Source organism: Marivita sp. GX14005, from assembly GCF_023370775.1.
Lineage (GTDB): Bacteria > Pseudomonadota > Alphaproteobacteria > Rhodobacterales > Rhodobacteraceae > Marivita.
The window spans coordinates 278,820-303,827 of the sequence record NZ_JAMCCQ010000004.1; the positions used below are offsets into that span (position 1 = coordinate 278,820).

Annotated in this window: 31 protein-coding genes and 1 pseudogene; 27 read left to right on the forward strand and 5 right to left on the reverse strand. The window is 67.4% G+C overall.

Features of this window, described 5'->3' with window-relative positions; all coding sequences use genetic code 11:
- Window positions 1-25: 25 nt before the first annotated feature.
- The 5 genes and pseudogenes from M3465_RS13355 to M3465_RS13375 all read left to right on the forward strand — a co-directional run.
- Window positions 26-625, forward strand: a complete 600-nt coding sequence (locus M3465_RS13355; RefSeq protein ID WP_249502262.1) for a DedA family protein — start codon at window positions 26-28, stop codon at window positions 623-625.
- Between the two features lie 184 nt (window positions 626-809).
- Entirely contained in the window at window positions 810-1,484 is a 675-nt protein-coding gene (locus tag M3465_RS13360; RefSeq protein WP_249502263.1) for a LuxR C-terminal-related transcriptional regulator, read from the forward strand.
- Complete coding sequence (locus tag M3465_RS13365) at window positions 1,481-3,283, forward strand: sensor histidine kinase (RefSeq protein WP_249502264.1); 1,803 nt, start codon at window positions 1,481-1,483, stop codon at window positions 3,281-3,283. Before M3465_RS13360 ends, M3465_RS13365 begins: the two co-directional genes overlap by 4 nt.
- Before the next feature lie 183 nt (window positions 3,284-3,466).
- Window positions 3,467-4,039 (forward strand): Crp/Fnr family transcriptional regulator, encoded by a 573-nt coding sequence (locus M3465_RS13370; protein WP_249502265.1) that lies wholly within the window; start codon window positions 3,467-3,469, stop codon window positions 4,037-4,039.
- A 12-nt stretch (window positions 4,040-4,051) separates the two neighbouring features.
- Window positions 4,052-4,291, forward strand: a pseudogene (locus tag M3465_RS13375) (helix-turn-helix domain-containing protein); the annotation flags it as partial.
- Here M3465_RS13375 and sctT read toward each other — a convergent pair.
- A complete protein-coding gene (gene sctT / locus M3465_RS13380) occupies window positions 4,288-5,145 on the reverse strand; it encodes a type III secretion system export apparatus subunit SctT (protein ID WP_249502267.1) in 858 nt (285 codons plus the stop codon). The pseudogene M3465_RS13375 and the gene sctT overlap by 4 nt on opposite strands.
- Before the next feature lie 129 nt (window positions 5,146-5,274).
- Between sctT and M3465_RS13385 the strand changes: the two genes are divergently transcribed.
- From M3465_RS13385 to M3465_RS13425, 9 genes are all read left to right on the forward strand, one after another.
- On the forward strand, window positions 5,275-6,447 hold the full coding sequence (locus M3465_RS13385) for an HrpJ domain-containing protein (RefSeq protein WP_249502268.1): 1,173 nt from the start codon (window positions 5,275-5,277) through the stop codon (window positions 6,445-6,447).
- Between the two features lie 23 nt (window positions 6,448-6,470).
- The gene (locus M3465_RS13390) at window positions 6,471-6,851 is read left to right on the forward strand and encodes a type III secretion system chaperone family protein (RefSeq protein WP_249502269.1); all 381 of its coding nucleotides are present in this window, start codon (window positions 6,471-6,473) and stop codon (window positions 6,849-6,851) included.
- A gap of 86 nt (window positions 6,852-6,937) precedes the next feature.
- Window positions 6,938-7,507, forward strand: coding sequence for a tetratricopeptide repeat protein (locus M3465_RS13395; protein ID WP_249502270.1), 570 nt, complete (start codon window positions 6,938-6,940; stop codon window positions 7,505-7,507).
- A 1-nt stretch (window position 7,508) separates the two neighbouring features.
- Complete coding sequence (locus M3465_RS13400; RefSeq protein WP_249502271.1) at window positions 7,509-8,564, forward strand: hypothetical protein; 1,056 nt, start codon at window positions 7,509-7,511, stop codon at window positions 8,562-8,564.
- A 26-nt stretch (window positions 8,565-8,590) separates the two neighbouring features.
- Window positions 8,591-9,514, forward strand: a complete 924-nt coding sequence (locus M3465_RS13405) for a hypothetical protein (protein ID WP_249502272.1) — start codon at window positions 8,591-8,593, stop codon at window positions 9,512-9,514.
- A 7-nt stretch (window positions 9,515-9,521) separates the two neighbouring features.
- Entirely contained in the window at window positions 9,522-10,064 is a 543-nt protein-coding gene (locus M3465_RS13410) for a hypothetical protein (protein ID WP_249502273.1), read from the forward strand.
- Window positions 10,065-10,093: 29 nt separating this feature from the next.
- Complete coding sequence (locus M3465_RS13415) at window positions 10,094-10,555, forward strand: hypothetical protein (RefSeq protein ID WP_249502274.1); 462 nt, start codon at window positions 10,094-10,096, stop codon at window positions 10,553-10,555.
- Window positions 10,552-11,079: a tetratricopeptide repeat protein gene (locus M3465_RS13420; RefSeq protein ID WP_249502275.1), complete on the forward strand. Its 528-nt coding sequence runs from the start codon at window positions 10,552-10,554 to the stop codon at window positions 11,077-11,079. Before M3465_RS13415 ends, M3465_RS13420 begins: the two co-directional genes overlap by 4 nt.
- Complete coding sequence (locus tag M3465_RS13425; protein ID WP_249502276.1) at window positions 11,079-11,735, forward strand: hypothetical protein; 657 nt, start codon at window positions 11,079-11,081, stop codon at window positions 11,733-11,735. The genes M3465_RS13420 and M3465_RS13425 overlap by 1 nt, the downstream gene beginning before the upstream one ends.
- Here the strand turns inward: M3465_RS13425 and M3465_RS13430 are convergent.
- The 4 genes from M3465_RS13430 to sctV are packed head-to-tail and all read right to left on the reverse strand — an operon-like array spanning window position 11,725 to window position 15,741.
- Entirely contained in the window at window positions 11,725-12,336 is a 612-nt protein-coding gene (locus M3465_RS13430) for a hypothetical protein (RefSeq protein WP_249502277.1), read from the reverse strand. The two genes, M3465_RS13425 and M3465_RS13430, sit on opposite strands and share 11 nt — an antisense overlap.
- Complete coding sequence (locus tag M3465_RS13435) at window positions 12,329-12,796, reverse strand: hypothetical protein (protein WP_249502278.1); 468 nt, start codon at window positions 12,794-12,796, stop codon at window positions 12,329-12,331. Before M3465_RS13435 ends, M3465_RS13430 begins: the two co-directional genes overlap by 8 nt.
- Entirely contained in the window at window positions 12,789-13,592 is an 804-nt protein-coding gene (locus M3465_RS13440) for a MotA/TolQ/ExbB proton channel family protein (RefSeq protein WP_249502279.1), read from the reverse strand. The genes M3465_RS13435 and M3465_RS13440 overlap by 8 nt, the downstream gene beginning before the upstream one ends.
- Window positions 13,585-15,741: a type III secretion system export apparatus subunit SctV gene (gene sctV / locus M3465_RS13445; RefSeq protein WP_349305043.1), complete on the reverse strand. Its 2,157-nt coding sequence runs from the start codon at window positions 15,739-15,741 to the stop codon at window positions 13,585-13,587. Before sctV ends, M3465_RS13440 begins: the two co-directional genes overlap by 8 nt.
- Window positions 15,742-15,914: 173 nt before the next feature.
- Here sctV and M3465_RS13450 point away from each other — a divergent pair, with 173 nt between their 5' ends.
- From M3465_RS13450 to M3465_RS13510, 13 genes are all read left to right on the forward strand, one after another.
- Window positions 15,915-16,274: a tetratricopeptide repeat protein gene (locus M3465_RS13450; RefSeq protein ID WP_249502280.1), complete on the forward strand. Its 360-nt coding sequence runs from the start codon at window positions 15,915-15,917 to the stop codon at window positions 16,272-16,274.
- A 34-nt stretch (window positions 16,275-16,308) separates the two neighbouring features.
- On the forward strand, window positions 16,309-16,863 hold the full coding sequence (gene sctI / locus M3465_RS13455) for a type III secretion system inner rod subunit SctI (protein ID WP_249502281.1): 555 nt from the start codon (window positions 16,309-16,311) through the stop codon (window positions 16,861-16,863).
- 8 nt (window positions 16,864-16,871) lie between these two features.
- The gene (sctJ, locus tag M3465_RS13460) at window positions 16,872-17,684 is read left to right on the forward strand and encodes a type III secretion system inner membrane ring lipoprotein SctJ (RefSeq protein ID WP_249502282.1); all 813 of its coding nucleotides are present in this window, start codon (window positions 16,872-16,874) and stop codon (window positions 17,682-17,684) included.
- The gene (locus M3465_RS13465; protein ID WP_249502283.1) at window positions 17,677-18,315 is read left to right on the forward strand and encodes a hypothetical protein; all 639 of its coding nucleotides are present in this window, start codon (window positions 17,677-17,679) and stop codon (window positions 18,313-18,315) included. The genes sctJ and M3465_RS13465 overlap by 8 nt, the downstream gene beginning before the upstream one ends.
- The gene (sctL, locus tag M3465_RS13470; RefSeq protein WP_249502284.1) at window positions 18,300-18,911 is read left to right on the forward strand and encodes a type III secretion system stator protein SctL; all 612 of its coding nucleotides are present in this window, start codon (window positions 18,300-18,302) and stop codon (window positions 18,909-18,911) included. Before M3465_RS13465 ends, sctL begins: the two co-directional genes overlap by 16 nt.
- A gap of 3 nt (window positions 18,912-18,914) precedes the next feature.
- Window positions 18,915-20,291 carry a type III secretion system ATPase SctN gene (sctN, locus tag M3465_RS13475; protein WP_283255048.1) on the forward strand — a complete coding sequence of 459 codons (1,377 nt, stop codon included), beginning with the start codon at window positions 18,915-18,917 and terminating at the stop codon, window positions 20,289-20,291.
- The gene (gene sctO / locus M3465_RS13480) at window positions 20,288-20,785 is read left to right on the forward strand and encodes a type III secretion system stalk subunit SctO (RefSeq protein WP_249502285.1); all 498 of its coding nucleotides are present in this window, start codon (window positions 20,288-20,290) and stop codon (window positions 20,783-20,785) included. Before sctN ends, sctO begins: the two co-directional genes overlap by 4 nt.
- Window positions 20,782-21,489 (forward strand): hypothetical protein, encoded by a 708-nt coding sequence (locus tag M3465_RS13485; protein WP_249502286.1) that lies wholly within the window; start codon window positions 20,782-20,784, stop codon window positions 21,487-21,489. The genes sctO and M3465_RS13485 overlap by 4 nt, the downstream gene beginning before the upstream one ends.
- 33 nt (window positions 21,490-21,522) lie before the next feature.
- Window positions 21,523-22,503: a FliM/FliN family flagellar motor switch protein gene (locus M3465_RS13490; protein ID WP_249502287.1), complete on the forward strand. Its 981-nt coding sequence runs from the start codon at window positions 21,523-21,525 to the stop codon at window positions 22,501-22,503.
- Window positions 22,504-22,506: 3 nt separating this feature from the next.
- A complete protein-coding gene (gene sctR, locus M3465_RS13495) occupies window positions 22,507-23,148 on the forward strand; it encodes a type III secretion system export apparatus subunit SctR (RefSeq protein ID WP_249502288.1) in 642 nt (213 codons plus the stop codon).
- 7 nt (window positions 23,149-23,155) lie between these two features.
- Window positions 23,156-23,425: a type III secretion system export apparatus subunit SctS gene (sctS, locus tag M3465_RS13500; RefSeq protein WP_249502289.1), complete on the forward strand. Its 270-nt coding sequence runs from the start codon at window positions 23,156-23,158 to the stop codon at window positions 23,423-23,425.
- Window positions 23,426-23,512: 87 nt separating this feature from the next.
- Window positions 23,513-24,580: a coiled-coil domain-containing protein gene (locus M3465_RS13505; protein ID WP_249502290.1), complete on the forward strand. Its 1,068-nt coding sequence runs from the start codon at window positions 23,513-23,515 to the stop codon at window positions 24,578-24,580.
- Window positions 24,581-24,582: 2 nt separating this feature from the next.
- The gene (locus M3465_RS13510; RefSeq protein WP_249502291.1) at window positions 24,583-24,996 is read left to right on the forward strand and encodes a hypothetical protein; all 414 of its coding nucleotides are present in this window, start codon (window positions 24,583-24,585) and stop codon (window positions 24,994-24,996) included.
- The last annotated feature ends 12 nt before the right edge of the window (window positions 24,997-25,008 follow it).

The window sequence follows — 25,008 nt, forward strand, 5'->3', positions numbered from 1 at the left end:
GCCAGGACAAGACGAGAGGCGGGATATGTTCGATTGGCTCACCGGCATTGTGGAAGCGGGCGGATATCTCGGCATTGCCTTTCTGATGCTCCTGGAGAACGTCTTTCCCCCGATCCCGTCCGAGATCATCATGCCGCTCGGGGGGTATCTGTCGCAGACCGGCGAGCTGAACCCGATCCTGACGGTGATCGCCGGCAGTATCGGCACGCTGGCCGGCACATGGCTGTGGTATTTCGCGGCCCAGAAGCTCAGCCGCGACAGGATTTATGCATTCGTCGAAAAGCACGGCTGGTGGCTCACCCTGACGACCGAGAGCCTTGAGAAGGCCGAGGACAAGTTCAAGCGCCACGAGGATTCGGCGGTCTTCTGGGGTCGCATGGTGCCGGCGATCCGAACGGTCATCTCCGTCCCGGCCGGTTTCGCGAACATGCCGCTCATGCGGTTTCTGGTGATTTCGCTCGCCGGAACCGCGATCTGGACCAGCTTCCTGACCGGCGCGGGGTATATCCTCGGCACGCAATACGAAAAGGTTTCGGGTTGGCTGAACCCGGTAACGAATGTCATCCTGATCGCCATCGTCGGGCTTTACGTCCTTCGTCTGATCCGCGGCAAAGGGCGGCGCTAGGCGCGACCGAAGGTGCCCGCCCGCTATCCCAGGGCGATCCGGCGTCATACCCCGCGTCTTCGGTAGCGAATTGAAGCCGGGTTAGAGTCCTGCGCAGCGATCTCCCGCTTGAATCCCCTCCACCTTTCCGGTTTCTAGAGGCATCACACTCGACCCCGTTGAAACCGGCTGACAGAGTCCGAACATGTCTCAAGCGATAGCGCCCGGAACGTCCGGGGCCGTGCCTTTGATCCTGATCGTCGAGGACCGCGAGCGGACGGCCGAGCAGATCTATCGCCAGATCGAGGGCTCTGGCGACATGGCTGTCGCGCCGCCTGCGCGCGGCGTGGCCGAGGGGCTGGAGGCTCTGGCGCGGCTGCGGCCGCGGGTGGTCCTGACGGATATGGGCCTGCCCGACGGGTCGGGCTTGGAGATCGTCCGCGCTGTGGCGGCGGCCGATTGGGATTGCGAATCCATCGTCATCAGCGTGATCGGAGAGGAACAGCAGGTCGTCGATGCGATCCGTCTGGGTGCAAGGGGCTATGTGCTCAAGTTCGAGGCGTTGGACCGCACCGCCGAGGTGGTGCGCACAGTGTTGGCGGGGGGCAGCCCGGTCAGCCCCCAGGTCGCGCGGCATCTGCTCGCGCTGGTGGAGCGCGCGCCCGGCACCAGGCCCGAGGGAGAGGTGCCCGACCTGACGCGGCGCGAGCTGGAAATCCTGCGGCTCGTTTCTCGCGGCTACAAGCGCGAGGAAGTGGCCGGGCGGCTGGGTATTTCGGTCAGCACCGTGGGCACGCATATCAATGCGATCTACCGCAAGCTCGAAGTGCGTTCCAATATCGAGGCTGTCACCATTGCAGCCCGGTTGGGCCTGTTATGAAAGCGCTTGCCTGTTGCGTCAGGCTTGCCCTGTCGCTTGGGGTGGTCGCGATCATGCTCGCAGCGCTGATCGCGGTCGGCCCGAACGAGGACGCACCGCGCCGCGCGGTGTCCATCGAGACCGCGATCCTGTGCAGCACCGCGTTTCCGGAGGATCCGTGCGACGGCGTGCCGGTGGCGCTTCCGGTGACCGGCGCGGTCGAGACGAAACTGCGGATCAGGGTCGAAACCCCGGTACCGCAGAACCCCGGTCCCGGTCCGATGGCGCTCTACTTTCCACGCTTTGCCGACGGGCTGGATGTGTATCTCGATGGCGCGCTGGTGCTGCGGACGGCCCCGGAGGGCGGCCCCTATTGGCACTGGAGCACGCCGGCCTATACCCGCCTACCGCAAGAAATACTCCCGCAAGGTCGCGCGACGCTGGACATCGTCGTTCATAGCGCGCCGCTGTTTCCGCCGATGCTGGCAGCGTTCCAGTTCGGTCCCGATCAGGTCTTGGCGCAACGCTACGCGCTGCGGGCGCGGTTGACCGGGGATGTCGCGTGGTTCGGTCTGTTGCTGGCGCTTCTGTGCACCGCCGGGCTGGCGGTTTTGGCGGTGGTGCGGCGGCGCGACCGGGTCTATCACTGGGCCGCCTTCGCCGGTGCCGCGACGGCGATGCTCAGCCTGCACTATCTCGGCTCCAGCCCGCCGATCCCCGACGCGCTGTGGATGGTGATCTGGACAGCGACGGTTCCGTTCCTCGTCGCGTGCCTGCATCGCTTCATCCGCCGTTTCCTGCGGCGCCGCACCGATACGGCTGAGCAGGTGACGCTTGGCTATGCGGTGCTCTCGCTTGCTGTCATGCTGATGACGCCGGAGCCCTATCTGCTCATCATGTCGGGGCTGGTGCAATGCGGGATGCTGGCGATCACGCTTTACCTTCTGGCAACGCTGATCCGCGACCGCCGGTTCACGACGCGTGGACGTTTCGCCACGCTTTACGGGGCGGCGTCTTTCACGGCGGCGCTAGCCGTGCATGACGCGATGTTCCTCTACCTCTCGCCGCCGCCCGTGGACATGCAGTTGGGCCAGTTCATGCCGCTGGTCTTCATGTTCGTGACCGGATGGCTCGTCGTGGTGCAGCTTGTCACCGCGCTGGCCCATCAGGAGGCGCTGTCGGACCGGATGCGCGGGCGGATCATCGAACGCACCCGTGCGCTGCGCCAGACCGCCCGGCAATTGGAGGCCAGCGAGCGCGAGGCGCTTCTGGCGCAGGAAAGGCAGCGGATCATGATGGACCTGCATGACGGGGTCGGCGGGCATCTGGCCAATGCGCTCGCAGGCCTGCGCCAATCGCCCCATTCCGATCCGCATCTGCGCGAGGTTCTCGAAGAGGCACAGACCGATCTGGGGCTGATGGTGGACAGTCTTTACAATCCCGGCGATGTGGTCAGCCTGCTGGGCGCCCTGCGCGCGCGGATCGAGCCTATGCTGGAGCGGCAGGGGGTCTGCTTCGACTGGCAGGTCGAGGAAACCCCGCGCCTGCCGAACCCGACGCCGACCTGCAATATCAACCTTCTGCGCATCGTGCAGGAGTTCATCACCAATGTCGTCAAACATGCGGGCGCGACGCGGATCACCGTCGTCACCGGCGGCTCGCATATCCTGCTGTGCGATGACGGCAAGGGGTTCGACGTGAGCGCCGCCGGGCGGCGGGGGCACGGGCTTCGCTCGCAGCGGGTGCGGGCGAGGGCGATCGGCGCGACGCTGCAGCTTGAAAGCGACGGGCGCGGCAGCCGGCTCTTTTTGGGTTGGTGAGCATATGCGCCGCCGATTGATGATAATTATCAATATCCCCGGCATGTTTTCTTCCGAAACCCGATGGATCCATCGATAGACCGCCGCAGCGCGATCGCATAATCCTCGGAACTTGCGCGAACCCAAAAGACCCGGATGACGGGCGGGAAGATCACGCGCGGGGAACGGGCGGAATGGCGGGATATGATCAGCGAACGCAAACGGGACTGGAGCGCGCCGCATGGCGGGGTCGTCATTCAGGCGCGGGCCGGGGAGCCTTGCCAGAGCGCACCTGCGCAGCCCTGCATATCGCTTCGCAAGGAGCGTGACCGGGACGTGTTGGCAAGAACCGATCTCGGCGATCTTTCCGGTCTGGGCGACGATGTCGGCGCGGCGCTTCTGGCCAATGCGCGGATGCGCGATCTCGATGCCAATTCGGTGGTCTATTTTCAGGAAGACGCGACCGAATATCTTTATATCCTGCTGAGCGGTCATATCCGGCTGACCTATATTGGCGAGGATGGGTTCGTCACGCTCTACAACATCATCTCCGCCGGGCGCACCTTCGGCGAGTCCGGCCTGCTCGACGATCTGCCGCATTGCGACACCGCGGCCACCATCGGCGCCGCGCGCGTCATGGGGATCGAAGCGAATTGGATCCGGCAGGAGGGCGCGGCGCAGGCGGCGGTGCGGCAGGCGCTCGCGCGGCTTGTCGCGCAGCGTTATCGCCAGCATATGCAATTCACCCGCGCGCTCTATTTTCCCAGCCTGAGCTAGCGCCTCGCCTATCTTCTGGGCGGTCTGCTCGATGCGATGGGCAACGATCTGGCCTATCGTGGATCGCGGGTTCTGTGCCTTGGCCCCGAAGTGACGCAGCGCGATCTGGGCGTCATGGCGCGCGGCACGCGGGAGAATGTGAACAAGACCCTGCGCCGCTGGCAGAAGGACGGCATCCTCGCTCTTGAGGATCGGCATATCATCGTGCTGGATCGCGAGAGGCTGGATAACCTCGCCATCAACCTCGATTAACGCAGGCCGGTTCCCGCCTCCAGGATCGACCAGAGCCGCGCCATCCACCCTTCAAGCGCGCCTGCCTCGCCAAGCGTGTGGCGCATCAGGATCGGCAGATAGAAGATCAGCAGGAACACCGCGATGCCCGATTTGATCGGCATGGCGAGGATGAACACCTGCATCTGCGGCGCGAAACGCGACACCAGCGCAAGCGCGAATTCCGCCAGAAACATCACCGCGATGATCGGCGCGGCATAGATGAACATCAGCCGCATCCCCAGATCGAGCAGGGCAAAGATCGTCGCCGGGAAATCCTCGGCAAAGACGGGCAGCATGCGCGTGACGGGCCAGACCTGAAACGACTGGTAAAGCAGCCCGACGATCACGGTAAACCCGCCCACGGCAAAGAAATAGGTGATGAACCCTTGGCTGAACAGCAGCCCGAGGGGTGAACTTTCATGCCCCTGAAGCGGATCGATCGACGCCGCGATGGCCGCGCCGCGCTGGTTGTCGATGAAGGCGCCCGCCGCCTGCACCGCCCAGAACACCCATGTCACGAAGAACCCCATGACAAAGCCGATGGCGAATTCCTTGGCGAAGAAAAGCAGCAGCCGCGCCACCTCGCCTTCGATCAGCGATTGCGCCTGCGGGGCTACGACGGGCGTGATGGGCAGCGCGATCACAAGGATCGACGCGGTGCGCGCAAGGCGCGGCACGGCGGTGGGCGGCAAAAGCTGCGAGGCGGCGATGAACGCATAGGCGCGCGGCAGGCACAGAAGAAAGCCCAGAAGCCAGCCTTCGAAGCCGCGAAACATCATCACAGCGGTGGACATCGCGGCGGCGAGGTCATTCGGGGCGGTTGTCGGGTCCAAGCGCGGCTCCTGCGGAATAGGGCGTTCATAGCGCGTGGGGCGGGCCGCGCTGTGCCAACCGACACGGCCGCGCGTGGCCGGGCCGGGCAGGGTAGGGGCGTTCGAGTCATCGCTGCCCGAGGAACGCCCATGTCCATCACCGCCCCGCGCGAGGTTATCCAGACCCAGATCGCCACCCATAACGCCGCCTCTCCGGTCGGGGCCGAGATCATGGCGGGACGCGCGCGCGGATCGGGCGAGGCGGTGATGGTCTCGACCGCCGCTGCCGATATCACCGACGCGCTCGAAGAACTGGGCATGGCCGCGTCGAACCGCGCCAAGGTGGACCTTGACAAGGTCAAGGTGCGCAAGGGCGCGGGCACCGACCTTGATGCGTTGGGGCGGATTGCCGACTATCTCGACAAGCTGCCGAACCTGCCCAAGGACCAGGCGCTGCGCGATCTGGTGGCGAAATTCAGCAAGTTCGAGGAATTCTTTCGCCGCGGTGCCAAGGGCAACGATCTGCCAAGCGCCGATGATCTGCGCGCGTTGCTGGCCGAATATGACGGCGATATCGCGCATCGCTTTGCCGCGCTCGAAACGGTGCGCGACGTGGCCGCGACCTCGGGCGCGCCCGCCGCCTATCTGGCGCTGCTCGATGAATTGCGCGCCGAGATGCGCCAACCCGATCTGGCGCGCGACATTGCCGCCGGGTTCGCCGCCGCCCCTGAGGCCGCCCGCGCCGCCGAAGGGCTGGGCGCGACCCCGCAGGATTACCGCGACAGCTACCGCGCGATGCTGCGCGACACGCCCGATGCCGGGCGCATCTTTTCCGCGCTGCGCGACTTTTCCCTGACCGAAAAGCTTGAGGCGGTGCTGGACAGTTTCATCCGCGTGGCGGGCGATGACATGGCCAGTTTCGGCCCCTCGACCGAGCCTGCGCAGCTGGGCGGGGTGCTGACCGAACTGTCGCGGCTCAAGCAGATGCGCACGGTGCTGGATGCCTCGACCGAGGCCATTGGCAAGATCGACCGCATGTTCGGTGCGGATGACGCCCGCCCCGATGCCACCGATCTGGCGGGCCGCGTGCTGGGCTTTGCCGGGGCGCCGGTCGCCAGCCTGCAGGGCGCGCGCGGCCTGATCGACGGGTTCGGGCCGGAGCCTGCCGATCTGCCCGTCGCTGCCGTCAATCTCGTGCGCGATCTGCACGCCGCGATGCCCGATGCGCTTTTGACCGAGGGGCAGCGCGCGCCGCAGGCGCAGGTGCTGCTGACGCTGTCCGATCAGGTCGTCGAACAGGAAGAGGCCAGCTATGGCGCATGATCGTATCACGGGGGGCCTTTGACATGCCAACACTTGACGCAGCCCAAACCGATGCCGTTGCCGCCTTTGCCGCCCAGATGGGGCTGGAGGCCGCGCCCGACGCGGCGGGCGGCTACAGTTTCGCGTTCGAAAAGGCCGGGCGGCTGAGCATCCTTGCCGCCGAAAGCGGCGATGTGCTGGTCAGCCTGACGCGCCCGGTGATCCTGCGCGATTTGATCGGCAAGGGCGCTGCGCTGGCCGCTGGCGGGTTTCACGCCGCGCTTGGCCTGACCGCCATGCCGGGGCTGACGCGCAGCGGCCAGCCGGTTCTGACGCTCGCCTTCCCCCCGCGCGGTTTCGATCTGCCGACGCTGGATGCAGGCTTCACCGCGCTTGACGAGCTGTTCACGCAGGCCGGTCTGTGATCCGCGCTGTGCCTTCCGGCACAACCGGCGGGCTGCACATCGGGCAGGATCACAAGCAACAACATGGTGATACGAGGATTCTCTGAATGGCGCTACTCGACGATCTGCCCTTCGAAGGCACGGACCTGCAAGAGGTCATGGCGCGTGTGGACCCGATGCTTGGCGCGGCCGTGCAATCACTGGACGAGGGCACGCCCCTGCGCGACGGGCTTCAGCGCCTGCGCGATGGCGAAACGCTTGCGCAGATCATGGGCCTGACGGCCGAGGACCTTGAGGTGCTTTATGCCCTGGGCATCCGCCAGATCGAGGCGCGTGATCTGGACAAGGCGGCAGATACCTTTGCCAATCTGGGCCAGATCGACCCGCTGGAGGCGCGGCATCGCTACTGCATGGCGCTGGTGTTGCAGCTTCAGGGCAAGCTGCAGCCCGCGGCGCATATGTACATGCAGTTCCTCGCGCTCGATGCGACCAACCCGGATGGATACATGCGGCTGGCCGAACTGCATCTTGCGGCGGGTGAACTGGATGAGGCCAAGGCACTGTTTCAGGAAACGCTCAGGTTTGCGGGCGATGCGCCCGATCATGCCGAAACGGTGGCACAGGCCAAGGCGCAGCTGGCGCGTTTCGACAACGAATTCAAAAGTGAAGGAGTGTAACATGCGGATCGAGAACCAGGGCGCGCTGGCCCGCACGCAGATGCAGACAAACGAGGCCGACGCGGCCAAGCCCGCCGCCGGGGCCGGGGCCACCGCCGCCAGCGATGCGGCCCTGCCCGAAGCCACGCTGGCCGCCGGTCTGTCGCTGTTGGGCGCGCTGCGCAATTTCATGCCTGCCGCCAACGCCCCCGATTTCGAAATCCGCCTGGCCGAGATTGCCGCCAAGATGAAGGAAACCCAGGGCAATTCCGAAACCGACCGTGTCGTGACCGATCAGGAGATCAAGAAACAGAACCTTCTGGAAAACCAGGCCAGGATTGAGGAGGCCCAAAAGAAGATGGACGAGGCCAACGCCAAGCGCGACGATGGCGGGTTCTGGGGCAAATTCACCGCCGTCGCCCAGATCCTGGGCGGTTTGGCGGTGATGGCGGCGGGTGCCGTGACGATCGCCGCTGGCATCGGGGTTGCTGTATTTACCGGGGGCGCTTCCGCGCTCGTGGCGGTTCCGATCGGGGCTGGCATCGTCATGTCCGGTGCGCTCATGGCGTTTTCGGGGGCAGACGAAGCCTGCAAGCAGTGGAACGACGGCAAGGGCATTGTCGCATCCGTCGTCGAACTTTTCGGAGCAGAGCTGAGCGATGAGTGGATCATGGGTCTGAATATCGCCACAACGGTCACCGTCGCCGCGGCAACACTTGCCGTGGGTCTTGCAATGTTGCCATTTGCCATTTTCAGCGGCGGCGCGGCGCAGGTCGCTGCGCTTGCATCGCTTGCACCCACCATGATCCAGAGCTCCATCGGTATCACCAACGGCGTGGGAGACATCGCCCGGGGCGTGACGAATATACAGGCGGCCAAGCTTCAGCACGAGGCGGCAGATATGTTCGCCGAAAGCGACGAACTAAATGCGATGATGTCCGCGCTTGACGACCTGATCGATCAGGCGCTTGCCATGATGATGGCCTCGTCTGAGCGGTTCAACGCTATGATCGACGAGGCAATTTCGATGATGAAGGACACCGGCGACGTGATGTCCAACCAGCGCTTTGCCGTTTAACCCGAATTTCAGGAAGGAAGCGACACATGAAACCCATCAACAGCACTCTGCCCACCCCTGCCTCTAATCTTGCCGGGGCGGGCGGCATAGAGGGCCAGTCCGGCGCCGGTGACCCAGCGCAGACCCGTGCAACCGGGGCTGGCGCCGGATCGGCATCGGGGGCCGTGCCGGACGCCAATGCCAACGCCGCGGCGGGCGCCACGATGTCAGCCGCGCTTGGCGGCGAGGGCGCTTCGAAAGCAGGCGATGCCAGTGCGAAGCGGCTGGAATCGGCGCTCAAGGTGCTGGAAGACGAAAACAGCACGCCGATGCAGCGGCTGGAGGCGTTCCTGTCGACGTTGCGGTCCGACAACATTCTGGGCAAGCTGCTGATCGAGTTCGCATCGATGAGCCGGGAACAGGCCCTTGAATCGCGCCTTTCGGCGCGGGATGCGGCGCAATCGCAGCTTCTTGGACAGGCCGGTGAAACGCGTGAAGCCGCCGACAAGGCGCTGAAAGCGGCCATCGTGACAGCCGCCATAGGAATTGCCACGGGCGTCGTATCGATCGGGGCGTCGGCCATTGGCATGATCACCGCAGCGCAAGGCGCGGCCTTTGGCGGGATGGGTGGCCTGGCCGGTGACGCCAACAAGGTGCTTGGAAAAATCCTGAACGGCATCGGCTCGGGCATAACAGCCCTTGGAAAGGGCCTTGAGGCCGGGGCCAACGCGACGAACCAGATCGCGAAAAGCTCGGGTGACCTCACCGGCGGTATTCTGGACAGCCAGGCCAAGATAGACGAAGCGCAGGGCATGGAGGATGCCGCTGCCGCGCAGGTCAGCCAGTCGAACGAGGAAATGGCCAAGAAGAACATGGAAGAACTGGCCGACATGATCCGCGCGACCCTCGAATTCATGCGCCAGATCCGGCAGGCCGAAACCGACATGATGATGAACATGACGCGGGTCTAGGCGCAACATGGCCTCCGCATCCCCAACCGGCCCGGTCCCGCGTGCGGCGGCCGCGTTGCGCGCGGCGCTCGGGCTCGGCGCTCCGGCCGAAGCCGTCAGCGCCAGCTACACGCTCGAAGCGAACGGTATCGAGATCGAGATCGTCGCCGCCCCCGACGGGCGCGATGCGCTGATGACCGCGCGGCTGGGCTGGCTCGATCCCGATCCGCGCCGGGCCGAGGATCAGGTCACGCGGCTGTTGCGCATCGGGCTCGCGCTGCCGTCGGTCAATCGCGCCGCGCTGACGGTCCTGGGCAGCGACGCGAGCGTGGCGGACCGCAGCGCACGGCTGGCCGATATCGCGCTTGGCAAGGGCCGCCCCACCGCGCTCGGCGCGATCCGGCGGTTCGATCCGGCGCAGGCCGGCGAGGCGCTGCGCGATCTTCTTCACTGGGCCGGGCAGAGCGATGGTGTTCTGGCAGGGGCAGCCATGATGGCGCAGGGCGTTCCGTCGCAACCGCCGGCCCGTCCCGCCACGGACCCGGACGAAATGATGATTTTCCGCCCCTGACCACGGGGCCAAGAGGATAGAGGCACACCATGACACATACTCAAGAGGCGCTTATCGATCTTGCGGCGCAGCATCTGGCGGATTTCGACCTGGCAGGCGAACTCGGGCTCGGCCCGAGCGAGATCGCAGCGGGGCTGTGCGCCGCCGAAGCCGATCTCGATGCTGGGCGCAGCGCCGAGGCGGCGGTGCGTTTTGCTGTGCTGGCGCTGCTCGATCCCGGTGCCGTCGGCCCGCAGGCCGGTCTGTGCCGCTGCGCGATGGCCGAAGGGCGGTTCGAAGTGGCGATGAACACCGCGGCGCGGATCGTGATGCTGCACCCCGCGCGGGGCGAAGGTTTCCTGCTCCTCGGCCTCGCCGCCGCTGCGATGGGCGAGACCGACGCCGCCATCGAGGATTTCCAGAGCGCGCTCGACCGCGCGCCCGATGGCAGCGCGCTGGCCGATGCCGCGCGCGGCGGGCTGGCTGCGGCACAGGCGCGGCGCGCGTCGTGACCCTCGCCGCGGCGGAGGATCAGGGCGCGCTCTTGCGCCACTGCCTTGCCGAACTGGTGCCTGATGCGGGTCCACTCGCCCCGGTATTGGCCGGACTGGCCGAGGGGCGCGATATCGCCGATACGCTCGGCCTGCCGCCGGGGGTGGCCGATCTACTCTATGCGCAGGGTTATGCGCGGCTCGATGCCGGGCAAGCGCGGCGGGCGGCGGTGCTGTTCCAGAGCTGCTGCGTTCTCGATCCGGGCGGGGCGGCGGTGTGGCTGGGCCTTGGTGTCGCGCTGATCGAGGCGGGCGCGTTCGATCTGGCCGGCGCGGCGCTCGATACGGCCATATCGCTCGATCCGGGCAGCGGTGCGGCGCAGGGGCACCTGGCGCGCGCAAGGCTCGCGATGGGCGACAGGGATGGCGCGGCGCGTGCGGTGCGCGCCTTTCGCGCCACGCCGCGCGATGCGGGGCATATGGCGCTCGCGCCTCTGGTGGAGCGGATCGCCGGGAGCCTTGGGATGGCGGAGCTGGCCGGCTGATGGAGCTCGACGCGCGGCACGCGTTGGCGCTCATGCGCGGGCTCGCCGCCGCCGAGCTGGCGGGGCGTGTGATCGGCGCGGGCGGCGATATTGATACAGGAATGATTCAGTCCTTCGCCGGGGCGGAGGACGATCCGCTCGGGCTCGCGGCGCTTTCGGGGCTGCCCGCCCCCGCGCCATCGCCGCTGCCGGAGGATCTGGGCGCGCTGGCGGGATTTTCGACCGAGGCGATCCTCGCCTTCCTGAGCCGGATGGAGCCTTCGCAGCAGGAGGCCGGGCTTCTGTCGGCTGCCTTCGGCGCGGCAGGCACGGTGAGCGGTGTTCCGGATCCCTCTACGCTCGTTGTGAACCTGGCGGCGATCCCCGGCCTGGCCACTGCGCGGGCGGAACCGGCTGTGCCGGCGCGGATGGCCGAGCAGTGTGCGGGCATGACCCCCGAGGAGACCGCCGCCTATCTGGCCCGTGTCGCCGCCCATCTGGCGCGGCTAATCCGCGCGCTGCGGATCGTCGAGGCTCAGGCGGCGGGGCAGGCGCGCGACGCTATCGCGGCGCTGGCCGCCTTGCTCGACACCGTTCTGGCCGCGCTGCGCGAGGTGGTGCCGCCGGGCGATTGGCAGGGCGCGGATGCCACGGGGCGGCGACGGATCACGCTCTGATCCGGCGTCGTCGGCGCGCCAGACCGAGGATCAGGGCCAGCGTCATCGCGGCGGCAAGCGCGTTGAGCGCCGTCTTGATCCGGGGCAGCAGCGAACGGCGCGTGTTTTGCGGCGTAGCGCCTTCGGTTGGCGCAGCGAGCAAGGCGATCAACCCTTCGGTAAACGCCGCCCGATCCGCGCCCGCGCGTCGCAGGGCCAGAAAGGCGCCCGACCAATCGCCCCCATCGGCCCGCCGCAGCGCGCGGGGGACGGAGAGTTCCTGCCGGGGCAGGCCCGCATCTGGCAGCGATCCATAGGCGGCATGGTCGAAGACGAAGAGATCGACCTCTGCCGCACCCTCCATATGCGCCGCGCGCGGCCCGACTGCCAACAGATCGACCGCGCCGATCCCCGGTTCGGGCACCAGCCGCCGGTGCAGCATCGCCACCATCGCGGCCCCGGCCAGTGGCGCGGCTGTGCGGGCCGGTGCGCCGGCTTGCGCCGACAGGCCGGGCGGATTGGCCAGCGCGATCAGGGACATCACGATCACCACGACGCAAAGCAGGTTCGCGGCGATGTCGGCGATCCAGATGCCGCCGCCCGGCGCGCCAGGATCACTCACAGCGCAGCGACCCCGTCGCGCCGCGCAGCAAGCGGGCGCAGGCACCCGCGATGCGCAGGCGTTGCGCTTGCTCCACGCCCGCGCGGGCGAGCGCCGGACCAAGCAGGAAATCCGCCTCAAGCCCGCGCGGCCCGACGATCAGCAGCGGCGCGGCGGGCAGGGGCGGCGGGGTCCATGTGGCGATGGCATCAAGCGGAATCGCGGTGTCGCCGGTAGGAGCGACGAATAACAGCCCATCCGCCTGCGCAATCAGCACCGGGTCGCCGCTTTGCGCCGCATGGGACTGTGCCGCGCGGGCGATCCGCGCTTCAGCATCCGCGCTGCTTTGTAGCGCGGCACTGGCCAGCTGCGCGGCTTGCGTCGAAAGCGCCGCCACGATCACCAGCAGGATGGCCGACAGGCCGATCATGATATCGGCCATGGCCAGTGACGGCACGCCGCCGTGATCGGGCTCAGCCATCGCGCGCCGTTTCGATCAGGGTGAGCGCGAGGCTGGCGGCGGCAGCGGCGACAAGGCCGATCAGCGTCGTCTCGAACGCGCCCGACAGTCCGCCCAAGAGCGCACCGAGCGCGGCGGTGTCGTTGCCTGCCGTCCCGCCCGCGAAAAGATCGGGCAGGGCCGCCAGCGCCCCCATGATGCCGAGGATCGTTCCGGCAAAGCCCAAGAGCGGCAAAAGCGCGATCAGCCCGCTCGCCATGCGGCGGCTGCGTGGCGTGAGGCCGGCAAGCGATGCGCGGAGCAGCAAGGCCATTGTGCTGGCGGCGATCAGCGTCAGTGCGAGGTGCAACGGGCTGCGCGTTAGAACCGTTGCGGCCTCGGGCCAGAGCAGGGCGAGGGCCATCAGAATGGCGATGCCGAGCGCCGCGCCGAAGACCAAATCCATCGGCCCCGCCGCATCGCTCTGGGACAGTGCGGATAGTGCCAAACCTCCGGCAAGCGCCGAAAGCGCCTCCGGCCAAAGCCGCAGCCCCGACAGGCGCGGCAATGCATCGCCCGCCAGCACCGCCGCCGATAGAGGGGCCAGCACAGCCCAGAGCGCGGCCAGGGCGATGAAGGCAACAGCCAGCCGTCGCAGCCTATCGTCCCGCGCCGCAGCGCATAGCGCACCGGCGAGATAAAGCGCGCCCATCGCGGTATCGGCACCCACACCCGCACCGCCCGCGCCAAGCGTCAGCCCGCCCCAGTAAAGCGCGGCACCAAGCCCCGCCAGTATTGCCGCGCCGCGCGGATCGGGGAGGGCTGCGGCGTCAGACAAGTTCGATCCGCTCGAGCGGTTGCACGTTCACATTGGCCGACAGTTCCTGAAAGGACAGCACGGCAAGGCTTGGAAATTCCCGTTCCACGATCTTGCGCAGGAAACGGCGGATATCCATCGGGGCAAGGATCACCGGGGCCATCGTGTGCCGCTCCACCTCTCCGACCGCGCGTTTGAGCGCGCCGATCAGCTGTTTATGCGTGTCGGGAGACAGGGCGAGGTAGCTCGCCCCCGAGGTCTGGCGGATCGCGCCGCGAATTTCGTCCTCGACGGGTTTGGACAGCAGATAGGCCGGGATCACCGATTGCCCGGCCGAGAATTTATGCGTGATGTAACGCCCAAGTGCGGCGCGCACATGCTCGGTGAGCAGGATCGCATCCTTTTCGCGCTGGCCCCATTCCACCAGCGCTTCGAGCACGGTGCGCATGTCGCGGATCGAGATTTCCTCGGACACCAGCCGTTGCAGGACATCGGCGATGGTGATCACCGGCAGCGCGCGGGTGACCTCGCGCACCAGTTCGGCGAAATCCTTTTCCATCTGGTTCATCAGGAACATGGTCTCCTGCACCCCGATGAATTCACCCGCATGGGATTTGAGCACATGCGCCAGATGAAAGGTCAGCATCCCCGGCAGCGCCATCGCCTGAACGCCCGCGCGTTTCACCAGATTGGCGTGGCGCATCGCCACCCAGAGCGACGGTGTGCCGGGCAGGAAATCGTCGCCCCGTTCGTAGGGGATTTGGAACATATCGAGGTTCTGCGTCGTCTCGCGCACCATGAAATGCCCCTCGCGCGCCTGTCCCGAGGCGACGGGGATTTCGTTGACGAGGATGCGGTAGGCCCCGTCGGGCAGCGTATCGTTGAGGCGCAGATGCACGCCGGGAAAGGGCACGCCCAGATCGAAGTAGAGCGCGCGGCGCACACGTGCGACCTCGCGATCCAGAACCTTGGGCTGGATTTCGGACCGGATGCCGGAGGCGACATCGACGATCAGCGGCACGGTGAGCGCAAAGCTCACCGGCTCGACCTCCGGCGCAGTGTCGGGCGCGCCCGCTTCGGGAAAGGCGGGCATCGCCGTCGGCGCGGCGGCGCTGGCCAGCGCGGGCATGGAGCGGCTTTCGTCCTCCTCGGCCCGGCGGGCGGTGCCGCGGATGATGGTGATCCCGGCGATGCCGGTGATCGCCGCCAGCGTCAGGAACACCAGCGTCGGAAAGCCGGGGATTGCGGCAAAGCCCAGCATGATGGCGGCGGCGATCAGCAGCGCCTTGGGCTCGCCCACCACCTGCCGGGCGATATCGGCGCCCAGATCCTCGTTTTCTTCTGACGCGACACGGGTGACGATGAACCCTGCGGTGATCGACACGAAGAGCGCCGGGATCTGCGCCACCAGCCCGTCGCCGATGGTCAGGATCGAATAGACCTCCAGCGCCTCTCCGGTGGTCATGTCATATTGCGTCATGCCGACGGTGATGCCGCCGATGATGTTGACGCAGATGATGATCAGCCCGGCGATGGCATCGCCCTTGACGAATTTCATCGCCCCGTCCATCGCGCCGTAAAGCTGGCTTTCCTTTTCCAGCTTGCCGCGCCGCGACTTGGCGTCGGTGATGTCGATCATGCCGGCGCGCATGTCGGAATCGATGCTCATCTGTTTGCCGGGCATGGCATCGAGGCTGAAGCGTGCCGACACTTCGGCCACGCGTTCAGACCCCTTGGTGATGACCATGAAATTCACGATGGTCAGGATCAGGAAGATCACCGCTCCGACGACAAGGTTGCCCGAGACGACAAAATTGCCGAAGGTTTCCACGATCTCGCCCGCGTCGGCTTGAAGCAGGATCAGTCGCGTCGTGGTGATCGACAGCGCAAGGCGGAACAGCGTGGTCAGCAGCAGGATCGAGGGGAAGGCCGAAAAGGTGACGATGTCTTTGAGGTAGATCGCCACCATCAGTAGGATCGCCGACAGCGCGAGGTTGATCCCGATGAGAATGTCCACCACCAGCGTCGGCAGCGGCAGGATCATCATGAAGACGATGGCGATCAGCAGGAATGCCAGCACCACGTCATTGCGCTTGGACAGCTTTTGCAAAAGGCGGGTCATGTCGGGTTCGGTCTGGTCCTGAAAGCCGGTGCGGCGGGTATCGCGCACATCGAAAGGCGTGGATCGGTGCGAAGCCTCTATGTCGCGCGGCGGCCGGTGCCTTGCGGGTGATGTTTGACACTCACTGCGCGCATCGGGATGCGCGATGGAAGGGAAAGGGCGACAGGCGTCCGTCAAAGAGGCGGGGCGCACCGCCCGTTAGAGCCGCAAGAGGAGAGCATATGCCGATCGGGCTTGATTCCGACGCAGTGAAGGTCTTGGCCGATATCGGCTTTCTCGGCATCAGCCGGGGCCGGCCCGAAGAGGCCGCGCGCATCTTCGAGGCGCTGACGCTCATCCGCCCGGATGAGGAGGTCGGGCCGGTCGGGCTGGCCATGGCGCGGCTTGGGGCGGGCGATCCGGCGGCGGCGCGGCAGGCCTTGTCGCAGGCGCCGCAGACCGAGGCGGTGATGGCCTTCACCTGCGTTGCACTGGCCCGGCAGGGCGACCGCGCCGGCGCGCGGGAGATTTTCGAGGAATTGGACACTATCGCGCCCGGCTCTGAACTGACCGGCATCGCCCGCGCCGCCGCCTGCGGCTGAGCCGCGCGGCGTTTCAACACAAGGAGAGACGATCATGAGCCATTCGGTCTACCTGCCGCCAAGCGTCGGCCAGGGCGGTCTTGCCGACGCGGCGGGCAGCGCGGGCGCCGCGCCGCAAGCGCCGGGCGGATCGTCGCTGCGCGCTTTCGCGAACGCCATGGACGCGGCATCGGGCGCGCATGGCCCCGCGCAGATCACGCCGGTGCAATTCGTGCCGGGCGCGGAGGCGGCGCAGGCGCCAAGCGGGGTGCAGAGTGCCTCCCCCGCCGCCGCGAGCGACGAAGCGGTCCGTCAGCGCGCCATCGACGGTCTGGAACTTGACGCGCCGGTCGCGGGTGCGGCGGGCGCCGCCGCCGAGGGCGGGATCGGCACCGGGCAGACGATCCTCGACGGGCTGGCGCGCATCCGGGGCGCGTTCGATGGCGGGCTGGAGCGTGTGAACAGCAAGGTCGCGGCCACCGATCTCGATGTGTCGGACATGATGGGCCTGCAGATGGAAGTCGTGCAGTATTCCATGATGGTCGATGTCAGCAGCAAGCTCGCGGGCAAGTCCACGCAGGCGATGGATACGTTGATGAAGGCGCAATAGGCGGCGTGATGTCCCTTGTCCTAACCCCTGTGAAACGCGCCTCGCGGGCGCTGGCGATGCTCGGCCTCGTGCTGTTTCTGGCGGCGTGCCAGACCGATCTCTATTCAGGCCTCACCGAACGCGAGGCGAACGAGATGTTGGCCGCGCTTCTGGGCGATGGAATCGATGCGCAGAAGGTGGCCGCCGGGGATGGGCTCTTTTCCGTCAGCGTGCCGGACGGACAGGTGCGCGGCGCGTTGTCGATCCTCGATGCGCAGGGCCTGCCGCGAGGGTCGCGGCAATCGCTGGGTAAGGTGTTTGCCAAGTCGGGCATCGTGTCCTCGCCCTTCGAGGAACGCATCCGCTTCGTCTATGCGCTGAGCGAGGAGGTCTCCAGCACGCTGGAGCAGATCGATGGCGTCACCGTCGCGCGGGTGCATATCGTCATGCCGGAAGACCCCGCCTTGGGGCAGGATGTGAAACCGTCCTCGGCGGCGGTGTTCATCAAGCAAAAGCCGGGCTATGACCTCGATTTCCTGATGCCGCAGGTGCGCAGGCTGGTGGCCAACGCCATCGAGGGCGTGTCCTACGATGCCGTGACCGTCGTGCTGGTCGAGGCGCAGCCGGTTGTCGTGGCCGACCGCCCCGCCGGGCCGGAACTGGCCGAGCTTATGCCGGGCGTGCGGGTCGAGGCATCGGCGGTGTCACAGATGCGGATGCTGGGGATCGGCGCGGCGACGATCATCGCGCTTCTGGCGGGGGCGGTCGGGTTCCTGGCGTGGCGGGTGATGAAGCCCCGCGCGTCCGTGCCGGCCGAGGATGAGGGCGCGGACCTTGTCTGATGCCGTGTTGCAGATCACCGGCCCCGGCGGTGCCGAGCTTCGCGATCTGGCGCGGTTCTGCGCGCGGCCCGATGAACGCCTGCGCGCGGGACGCCTGCGCGATCTGGCCGGGGCGGCAGCCCCCCTTATCGGCGTTCCGGCCTGCGCGGCGGCCTTTGGGCGGAATATCGCAGAGGTTTTGAACCTGCGCGCGCTGCCGGTGACGCATCAGCCGAATGGTGCCGAGGCGCGCGCCCTGCGTATGGCGCTTGCCCCATTCGACCGGCTGGACAGGGTGCTGCGCGCACTGGCGGGGGCCGTCTGGCAAGACGCCATTCGCGGCGCTTTGCGCAAGGCGGACCGGCAAGCCTGGATCGACCGTGTAGGCAGTGACGGCGTTGATCTGGCGCTGCGGCAGGGCGCGGTGCTTTACGGCGCGGTGGCGCGGCTGGCCGAGGGCGAACCCGCGCGCGCGATGGACCGGGCCGAGGCCGTTCTGGGTGCATGGCTCGCGCGGCAGAGCGTGCTGGCGGCGCAGATCTGGGTTGCCCGTATCGGCGGTCCGATGCCCGATCCGTTGCCCGATGGCGCGGCACCGCGCCAGATCGCCCGACTGCTGGGCGCGAAGGAGCCGTCATGGATCGCCGCCTGAGCCTGACCGGCCTGAACCTGCGCACCGCCGCCGACGGCGGTATCCTGCGCGCCGCGCAGATTGCGGAGGCCGAGAGCGCCCTAACCCTGATCGAGGAGGCCGAGGCGCGCGCGGCAACGATCGTCGCCGATGCCGAAACCGTGCGCGAAGAGGCGCGGCGCGAGGGTCATGCCGAAGGTCTGGCGCAGGCCGCACGCGAGGCGGCGCAGCGGATGGCCGTGGAGGAAGTGGCGCTCGATTCGGCGTTGGCGCGGATCGAGGGGCAGCTGGCCGAACTGGTCAGCGCTTCGGTGCTGCGCATCATCGGCACGCTGGAGGATGGCGATCTGGTGACGCGCACCGTGCGCACGGCGCTGTCGACGCTGCGGACGGAACGGCGGGTGCGGCTCTATGTGCCGCATGGCGCGGCCGATGAGGCGCGCGCGGCGGTCGAGGCCGCGCATGCCGATCTGCCGGGGCTTGAGATGATCGACGTGATCGAGGATGCCGCTCTCGTGCCGCCGCAATTGCGGCTGGAAAGCGACATGGGCGTCGTGCGCTTCGATCTGGATGACACCGAAGCCGAGCTTGGCGCGCTTTTGTATCCAGGCGGCTGAGGCATGGCAGAGGCGCATCATATCGACCACATGGCGCAGGCCCGCATGGCGCGCGTTGCCGCAGCGCCCGAGCGCATGGCAGCGCGCCTTGCCGAACGGGCGGCGCAGTTTCATCCCTACCGGATGACGGGCCGGGTGCGCAAAGTGGTGGGGACCATCATCCATGCCGTCGCCCCCGATGTGCAGATCGGCGAATTGGTCGATCTTTATACCCGCGCCACCGGGCACCGGTTGGCCGCCGAAGTGGTGGGCTTCATGGGGGTTGAGGCGCTGCTGTCGCCCATTGGCGAGACGCAGGGCGTGTCCCCCGCCACCGAGGTTATCCCGACCGGCCGCGTGCAGACGGTTGGCGTGGGGCCGGGGCTTCAGGGCCGGGTGCTGGACGGGTTCGGCAATTTCATCGACGGGCTCGACCGCCCCTTTGCACCCGAGACGCAGTATCCGGTCTATCAAGACCCGCCCGATCCGATGACGCGGCGGATCATCGACACGCCGCTGTCGCTGGGGGTGCGCGCGCTCGACGGGTTGCTGACCTGCGGCGAGGGGCAGCGGATGGGCGTCTTTGCCGCCGCCGGGGGCGGGAAATCGACGCTGCTGGCCATGCTGGTCAACGGCGCGGATGTGGATATCACGGTGCTCGCGCTGATCGGCGAACGCGGCCGCGAGGTGCGCGAATTCATCGAGCATGATCTGGGCCCCGAGGGGCTGGCCAAATCGGTGATCGTGGTCGCCACCTCCGACAAATCCTCGATGGAGAGAGCCAAGGCGGCGAGCGTGGCCACGTCCATCGCAGAATATTACCGCGACCAGGGCAAGCGCGTGCTGTTCCTGATGGACAGCGTCACGCGCTACGCCCGCGCACAGCGCGAGATCGGGCTGGCCGCCGGAGAGCCGCCGACGCGGCGCGGCTTTCCGCCGTCGGTCTTTGCCAACCTGCCCAAGCTGATGGAGAGGGTGGGCATGAACGATCGCGGTTCGATCACCGCGCTGTATACCGTGCTGGTCGAGGGCGACGACATGAACGAGCCGGTGGCCGACGAGACGCGCTCGATCCTCGACGGGCATATCGTGCTCAGCCGCAAGCTGGCGGCGCAGAACCATTATCCGGCGATTGACGTGCTGGCGTCGAAATCGCGGGTGATGACCAAGGTGGCTGCGCCCGACCATATCGCGGCGGCGGGGCGGATCAACGAATGGCTGGCGCTTTATGCCGAAAACGAATTGCTGGTGAAGATCGGCGAATACCAGCGCGGCACCGATCCGCGCGCCGATCTGGCCATCGACAAGCAGGACGCGATCCGCGACTTCCTGCGCCAGCCGACGGGTGCGCTCGAGCGCTATGCGGACACGCTGGCCAAGCTCAAGGCGCTGGCGGCATGATCTCGCAGGTGGCGACCCTTGGCCGCGTCAAGCGGCTGCGCGAGGACAAGGCCCTGCGCGCGGTGCAGGCGACGCGGCGCGAGGTGGCGCGCGCCGGGGACCGGCTTGAGGCCGCGCGCGCGGCGGTGGCGGAGAGTGCTACGACCCTGCCTGCGCGCGAGGCGGCGATCTATGCCGAGATCATGCGCCGTGTCGTCGGCATGGGCGCGATCGACGATGCCAAGGAACGCGTTCAGGCGCTCATGGAGGCGCATCGCCGGCTGGAAGACCGCGCCACCCGCGCCCGCGATCACCTGAAGCGGTGCGAGGCGGCGCTTGAGGTTGCGCGTGCCGATCATGCCGCGCGGCGGGCCGAAACCGAAAAGATCGATATGGTGGCCGATGATTTGGCGCAAGCGCGCGCGGCAGAGGTTCTTCATGCCGAAGAGGCCGAGATCGAGGAAAGCGTGTCGGGCCGTCGCGCGCCGCCCGATGCGGTGCGGGGGATGCCATGACCGGACTGACACCGGACCGCCCCGGCAGCGGCCAGCCGCCGCGCGACATGGGCGATGGCACGGGACGGGATGCGCCGCGGGATCCGCGCGGGCAGGCCCAATCGCAGATGCAGGCGAAATCCGAAGGCAAGGCGCCAGACCGCCCCGGCCCGCCCCAGCGCGCAGGGGATGTGGCGCGGGCCGAACAGGCGTTTTCGGCGCTGTTGTCCGGCATGGCCGAGGCCGACGCGCCGAAATCGGGGCCGCCCCGGACGGACGAGGACGCGCGGCGCGGGTCCGATATGGCATTTGTGGTCACCATCCTGCCCGGCGAACGCCCCGCCGCGCCCCCGGTGCCGTCGCACTATGACGCCGCGCGGATGGAAGCGCGGGTCGAACGGGTGCTGGCCGCGGTGCAGGGCGAACTGTCCGCTGCGCCCACGCTGCATGGCGGGCGGGGGATGTCGTTGTCCTTTCCGCTTGCGGTGCCGGGCCTTGGGATTGCGGGGGTGACGCTGATGCTGTCGCAGGGTGCGCTTGATGTGACCCTGGCTGGCCAGGGGCCGCTGGGTGCCGCGCAGCAGGCGGCGCTGCGCGATCTGGCGGCATCACTGGCGCAGCGCCATCCGAACCGCACCGTGCGCGTGCGGCGCGAAGAGGCTGAAGCCGATCCGGCCCTGCCATCCGCCCCCGGAACACCGCAACCACGTGTCCGGGAGGTCTGAGCCGTGGCCGATGGAAGCACAGTGCGACGCGGCATGACCGGGGCAAACGCGCCGGCCGGCTGGACGACGCTCGCGCGGCTGTTCGATCGCGACATTGCCCTGCCCAACGGCACCCTGCGCCTGAGCGAGGTGGATGCTCCGCCCGAGGGGCTTGCTGCGCGCCCCGTAGGGCGTGAGTTATTCGCGGCGCTGGCAGAGTTTCCCTTTGCCGAGACGCTTGGCGCGCAAATTGATAATGCTGATCTGCCGGGCCTGCCGCCGCTTTTGGCGCGCGCGCTGGAGGAGGCCGCGTTTGGCGCGCTGCGCGAGGCGCTTGGCCTGCCGCTGCCGGAGATCGGCGCGCCGGTGGAGCCGCCCGCCGGTCTGGTCTGGATCGCCGCCGAGATCGCCCCCGGTTGGGAGCGGCCCGCGCGGCTGCTGCTCGGCGGCACGCGTGCGGCGCTGGTTCGTGCGGGGCGGCGCTTGCCCGATCTGGGGCCGCACCCGCTTGCCGTCGCCGCCGCGGAGGCGGTGACGCTGCGCATCGCTCTCGATCTGGGGCGGCTCGACCTGCCGCTTTGCGATCTGCGCGGCCTGCGCGCGGGCGATGCGCTTCTGCCAAACCCTATCCCGCGCCTGCGCGCGCCCGGTATCGTGCTGCATTTGAGCCGGGGCGAAGGCGGATGGACCATCGAGGACCGACACATGACCCAAGACGACGACCCGTCCGATCTCGCGCCCGGCATGGCCGAAGCGCCGGAGGCGGGCGATACCCCCCTGACCGATCTCGACGATCTGCCCGTGCGCCTGACCTTCGTTCTGGCGGAAACGGACACCACGCTTGCCGGTCTGCGCGCGCTGGCCGAGGGCGGTGCGATCCCGTTCGACATCGCCGCGGGCGCGGAGGCCGCGCCCGGAACGCAGATGCGCATTCTCGTCAACGGGCGGCGTTGGGGGCGCGGCACGCTGATCGAGATCGACGGCATGCCCGCCGTGCGGATCACCGCGATCGATAGCGGCAAAACCGGTTCCTAGACGGTGATCGATCCGCTCAACCTCATTCTCGGGCTGGTGGTCGCGGGGCTAGTGCCCTTCATCGCCGTGGTCGCGACCGCCTTCATCAAGATCTCGGTCGTGCTTTTGCTCGTGCGCAACGCGCTGGGGGTGCAGCAGATCCCGCCCAACATGGTGCTGAACGCGCTGTCGATCATCATCGCGGGCTATATCATGGCGCCGGTGTTCGTCGCGACCTTCCAGATCCTGTCATCGGGCGAATACGGGTTCAACTCGGTCGAGGCGGTGACCGAGACCTTCAACGCCGCCAAGGACCCGTTGTTGAACTGGCTGACGCGGCATACAGATCAGCGCGAGCTGACCTTCTTCATCGAGGCGGCGCGCGAGATCTGGCCGCCCGAAATGGGCGGATCGGTGAACGAGGAAAACCTCGCGATCATGCTGCCGGCCTTTGTCGTCGGCCAGCTGCGCGAGGCGTTCGAGATCGGCTTCCTGCTTTACCTGCCTTTCATCGCGATCGACCTGATCGTGTCGAACATCCTGCTGGCGATGGGCATGATGATGGTCTCGCCGCTGACGATTTCGCTGCCGTTCAAACTATTCCTGTTCGTGATGGTCGATGGTTGGTCGCGCCTGATCCTCGGGTTGATCACGACCTATACATGAGCCCGCCATGAGCCCCGAAGACGCCCTTTTCCAACTGAGCGAATCTATGCTGCTGGTGATGCTGCTGTCGATGCCGCCGATCATCGTGGCCTCGGTGGTGGGGATCATCGTAAGCCTTCTGCAAGCCTTGACCCAGGTGCAGGAGCAGACGCTGAGCTTTGCGCTCAAGCTGGTGGCGGTGGCGATCACGCTGGCGGCGACGGCGGGGATACTGGGCACCGAGATGTATAACTACACCGAAGGGCTGTTCGACGATTTCCCCGAGATCGTGCGCTGAGCCGGGGTGTTGCAAGACACAGGGGGGCGGTGCGACGGCGCGCTAGGGTGGACGGGCGCGAAGACGTTGTTGAAAGGACCCATGCTTATGTCGATCCCCGTTTCAGGCACCGGCCCGATTGTCCCGACCCCCCATCAGGCCACGGATCCGAAGCCCGAGGTGGATCGCGTCAACGCCGCTCTCCGCGCGCTTGTCCTGCCGGCCGGGTTTTCGGGCGGCGGCAGCGCGGCGCGCGCCGGTCTGGCCGCCCCGCGCGAGGCGGGCGATCTTGAGGCGCTGTTCGCAGAGATCAGCCTGGCGCTTGGCAAGACGGTCAAGGCGAACGAGGCGGAAGGCAGCGTTGCGGGCAGCGAAAGCAGCCGGACGGGGCTGCTGGCACTTTTGATGCAGAATACCGCGCTTGCCGGGCTGACCGGCCAGGTCGACGCCGAAAAGGCGGTGATGAAAGACGAGCAGGAAACACTGAACGCGGCGACCGCCCGGCGCGATGCGGCGCAGGGCAAGGTTGACAATGCAACCGGCAAGATCGCAACGCTGAACGAAACGATTGCCGGGCGCACCGACAAGATCGCGGCGGAGCGCGCGAAAGAGACACCAGACACCGACAAGATCGCGGCGTGGCAGGCGGCCAACGCCACCGACAGCGCCGAGATCGCGCGCCTTGATGGCGTGATCGAAACCCAAAGCGGCAAGGCCGATGCGGAAAAGACCGCCATTTCCACCGCCGAAAGCAAGATTGCCGCATCGGAACAGAAGATCGAGGATTTGAACAACCGGATCGATTCCGGGCTGGCCGGGGTGCTGGTGGCGACCGCTTTTTCCGCAGCACAGACCAGCCGTGATCAGCGCGATCTGGTCGATGGCGCGTCTGGCGGGCAGATCGATCTTGAACAGGTGTTCACTCTGCTGGCCGCGCGGCGCGAAAGCGCGGATGCGGCGTTGCTCGATCTGGAAAGCGCCCTGAGCGAGGCGCTGGCCGAAGCCGGTGCCGCCCCCGGCACGGCCGCGCGGGTCGCCGGGATCGGCGCGGGCATGGCGGCGGGGGCCGGTTCCGTCATGTCGGCGCTGCACTGGCTGGTGGGCGATGACCGGCTGTTTTCGGCCATCGCCGGACCTCCGGCCGCAGCGGGCGAGCGGATGAGGATGGCGCTTTGAACATGGAGACATTCGACCCCGATATGGCCGCCGCCGATCTGGCGCGGATCAAACGTGCGGCGCAGCGGATCGGCAAGGCGGAGTGGCAGACGCTGTTCCGGCAATTGCGCGATGCGGCGACCGCGCTTGCCACGCATCCGTTTCTGGCGGGCGATATCGAGGCAGAGCGGCGGCTGGTCGAGGCGCTGTCGGCGGATGACCTCGAAGAGATGAACCTGCGGCTCGACCGTTTGGCGGAATATGTCGATGCAAAGCTGGCCTTCCACGCCGAATTGACAGGCGAGGCGCCGCCGCCCAGCGTGCAGCGGCCCGTAAGTGGCCGGCGCGGCGCAGGAGGGCCTTCTGGCGACGATTTCGCGATTGCAGGCGACAAGGACGCGCCGCGCCTGGCCCGCCGCGATGTGCTGCGACTTTGAAGGGAAAAAAGG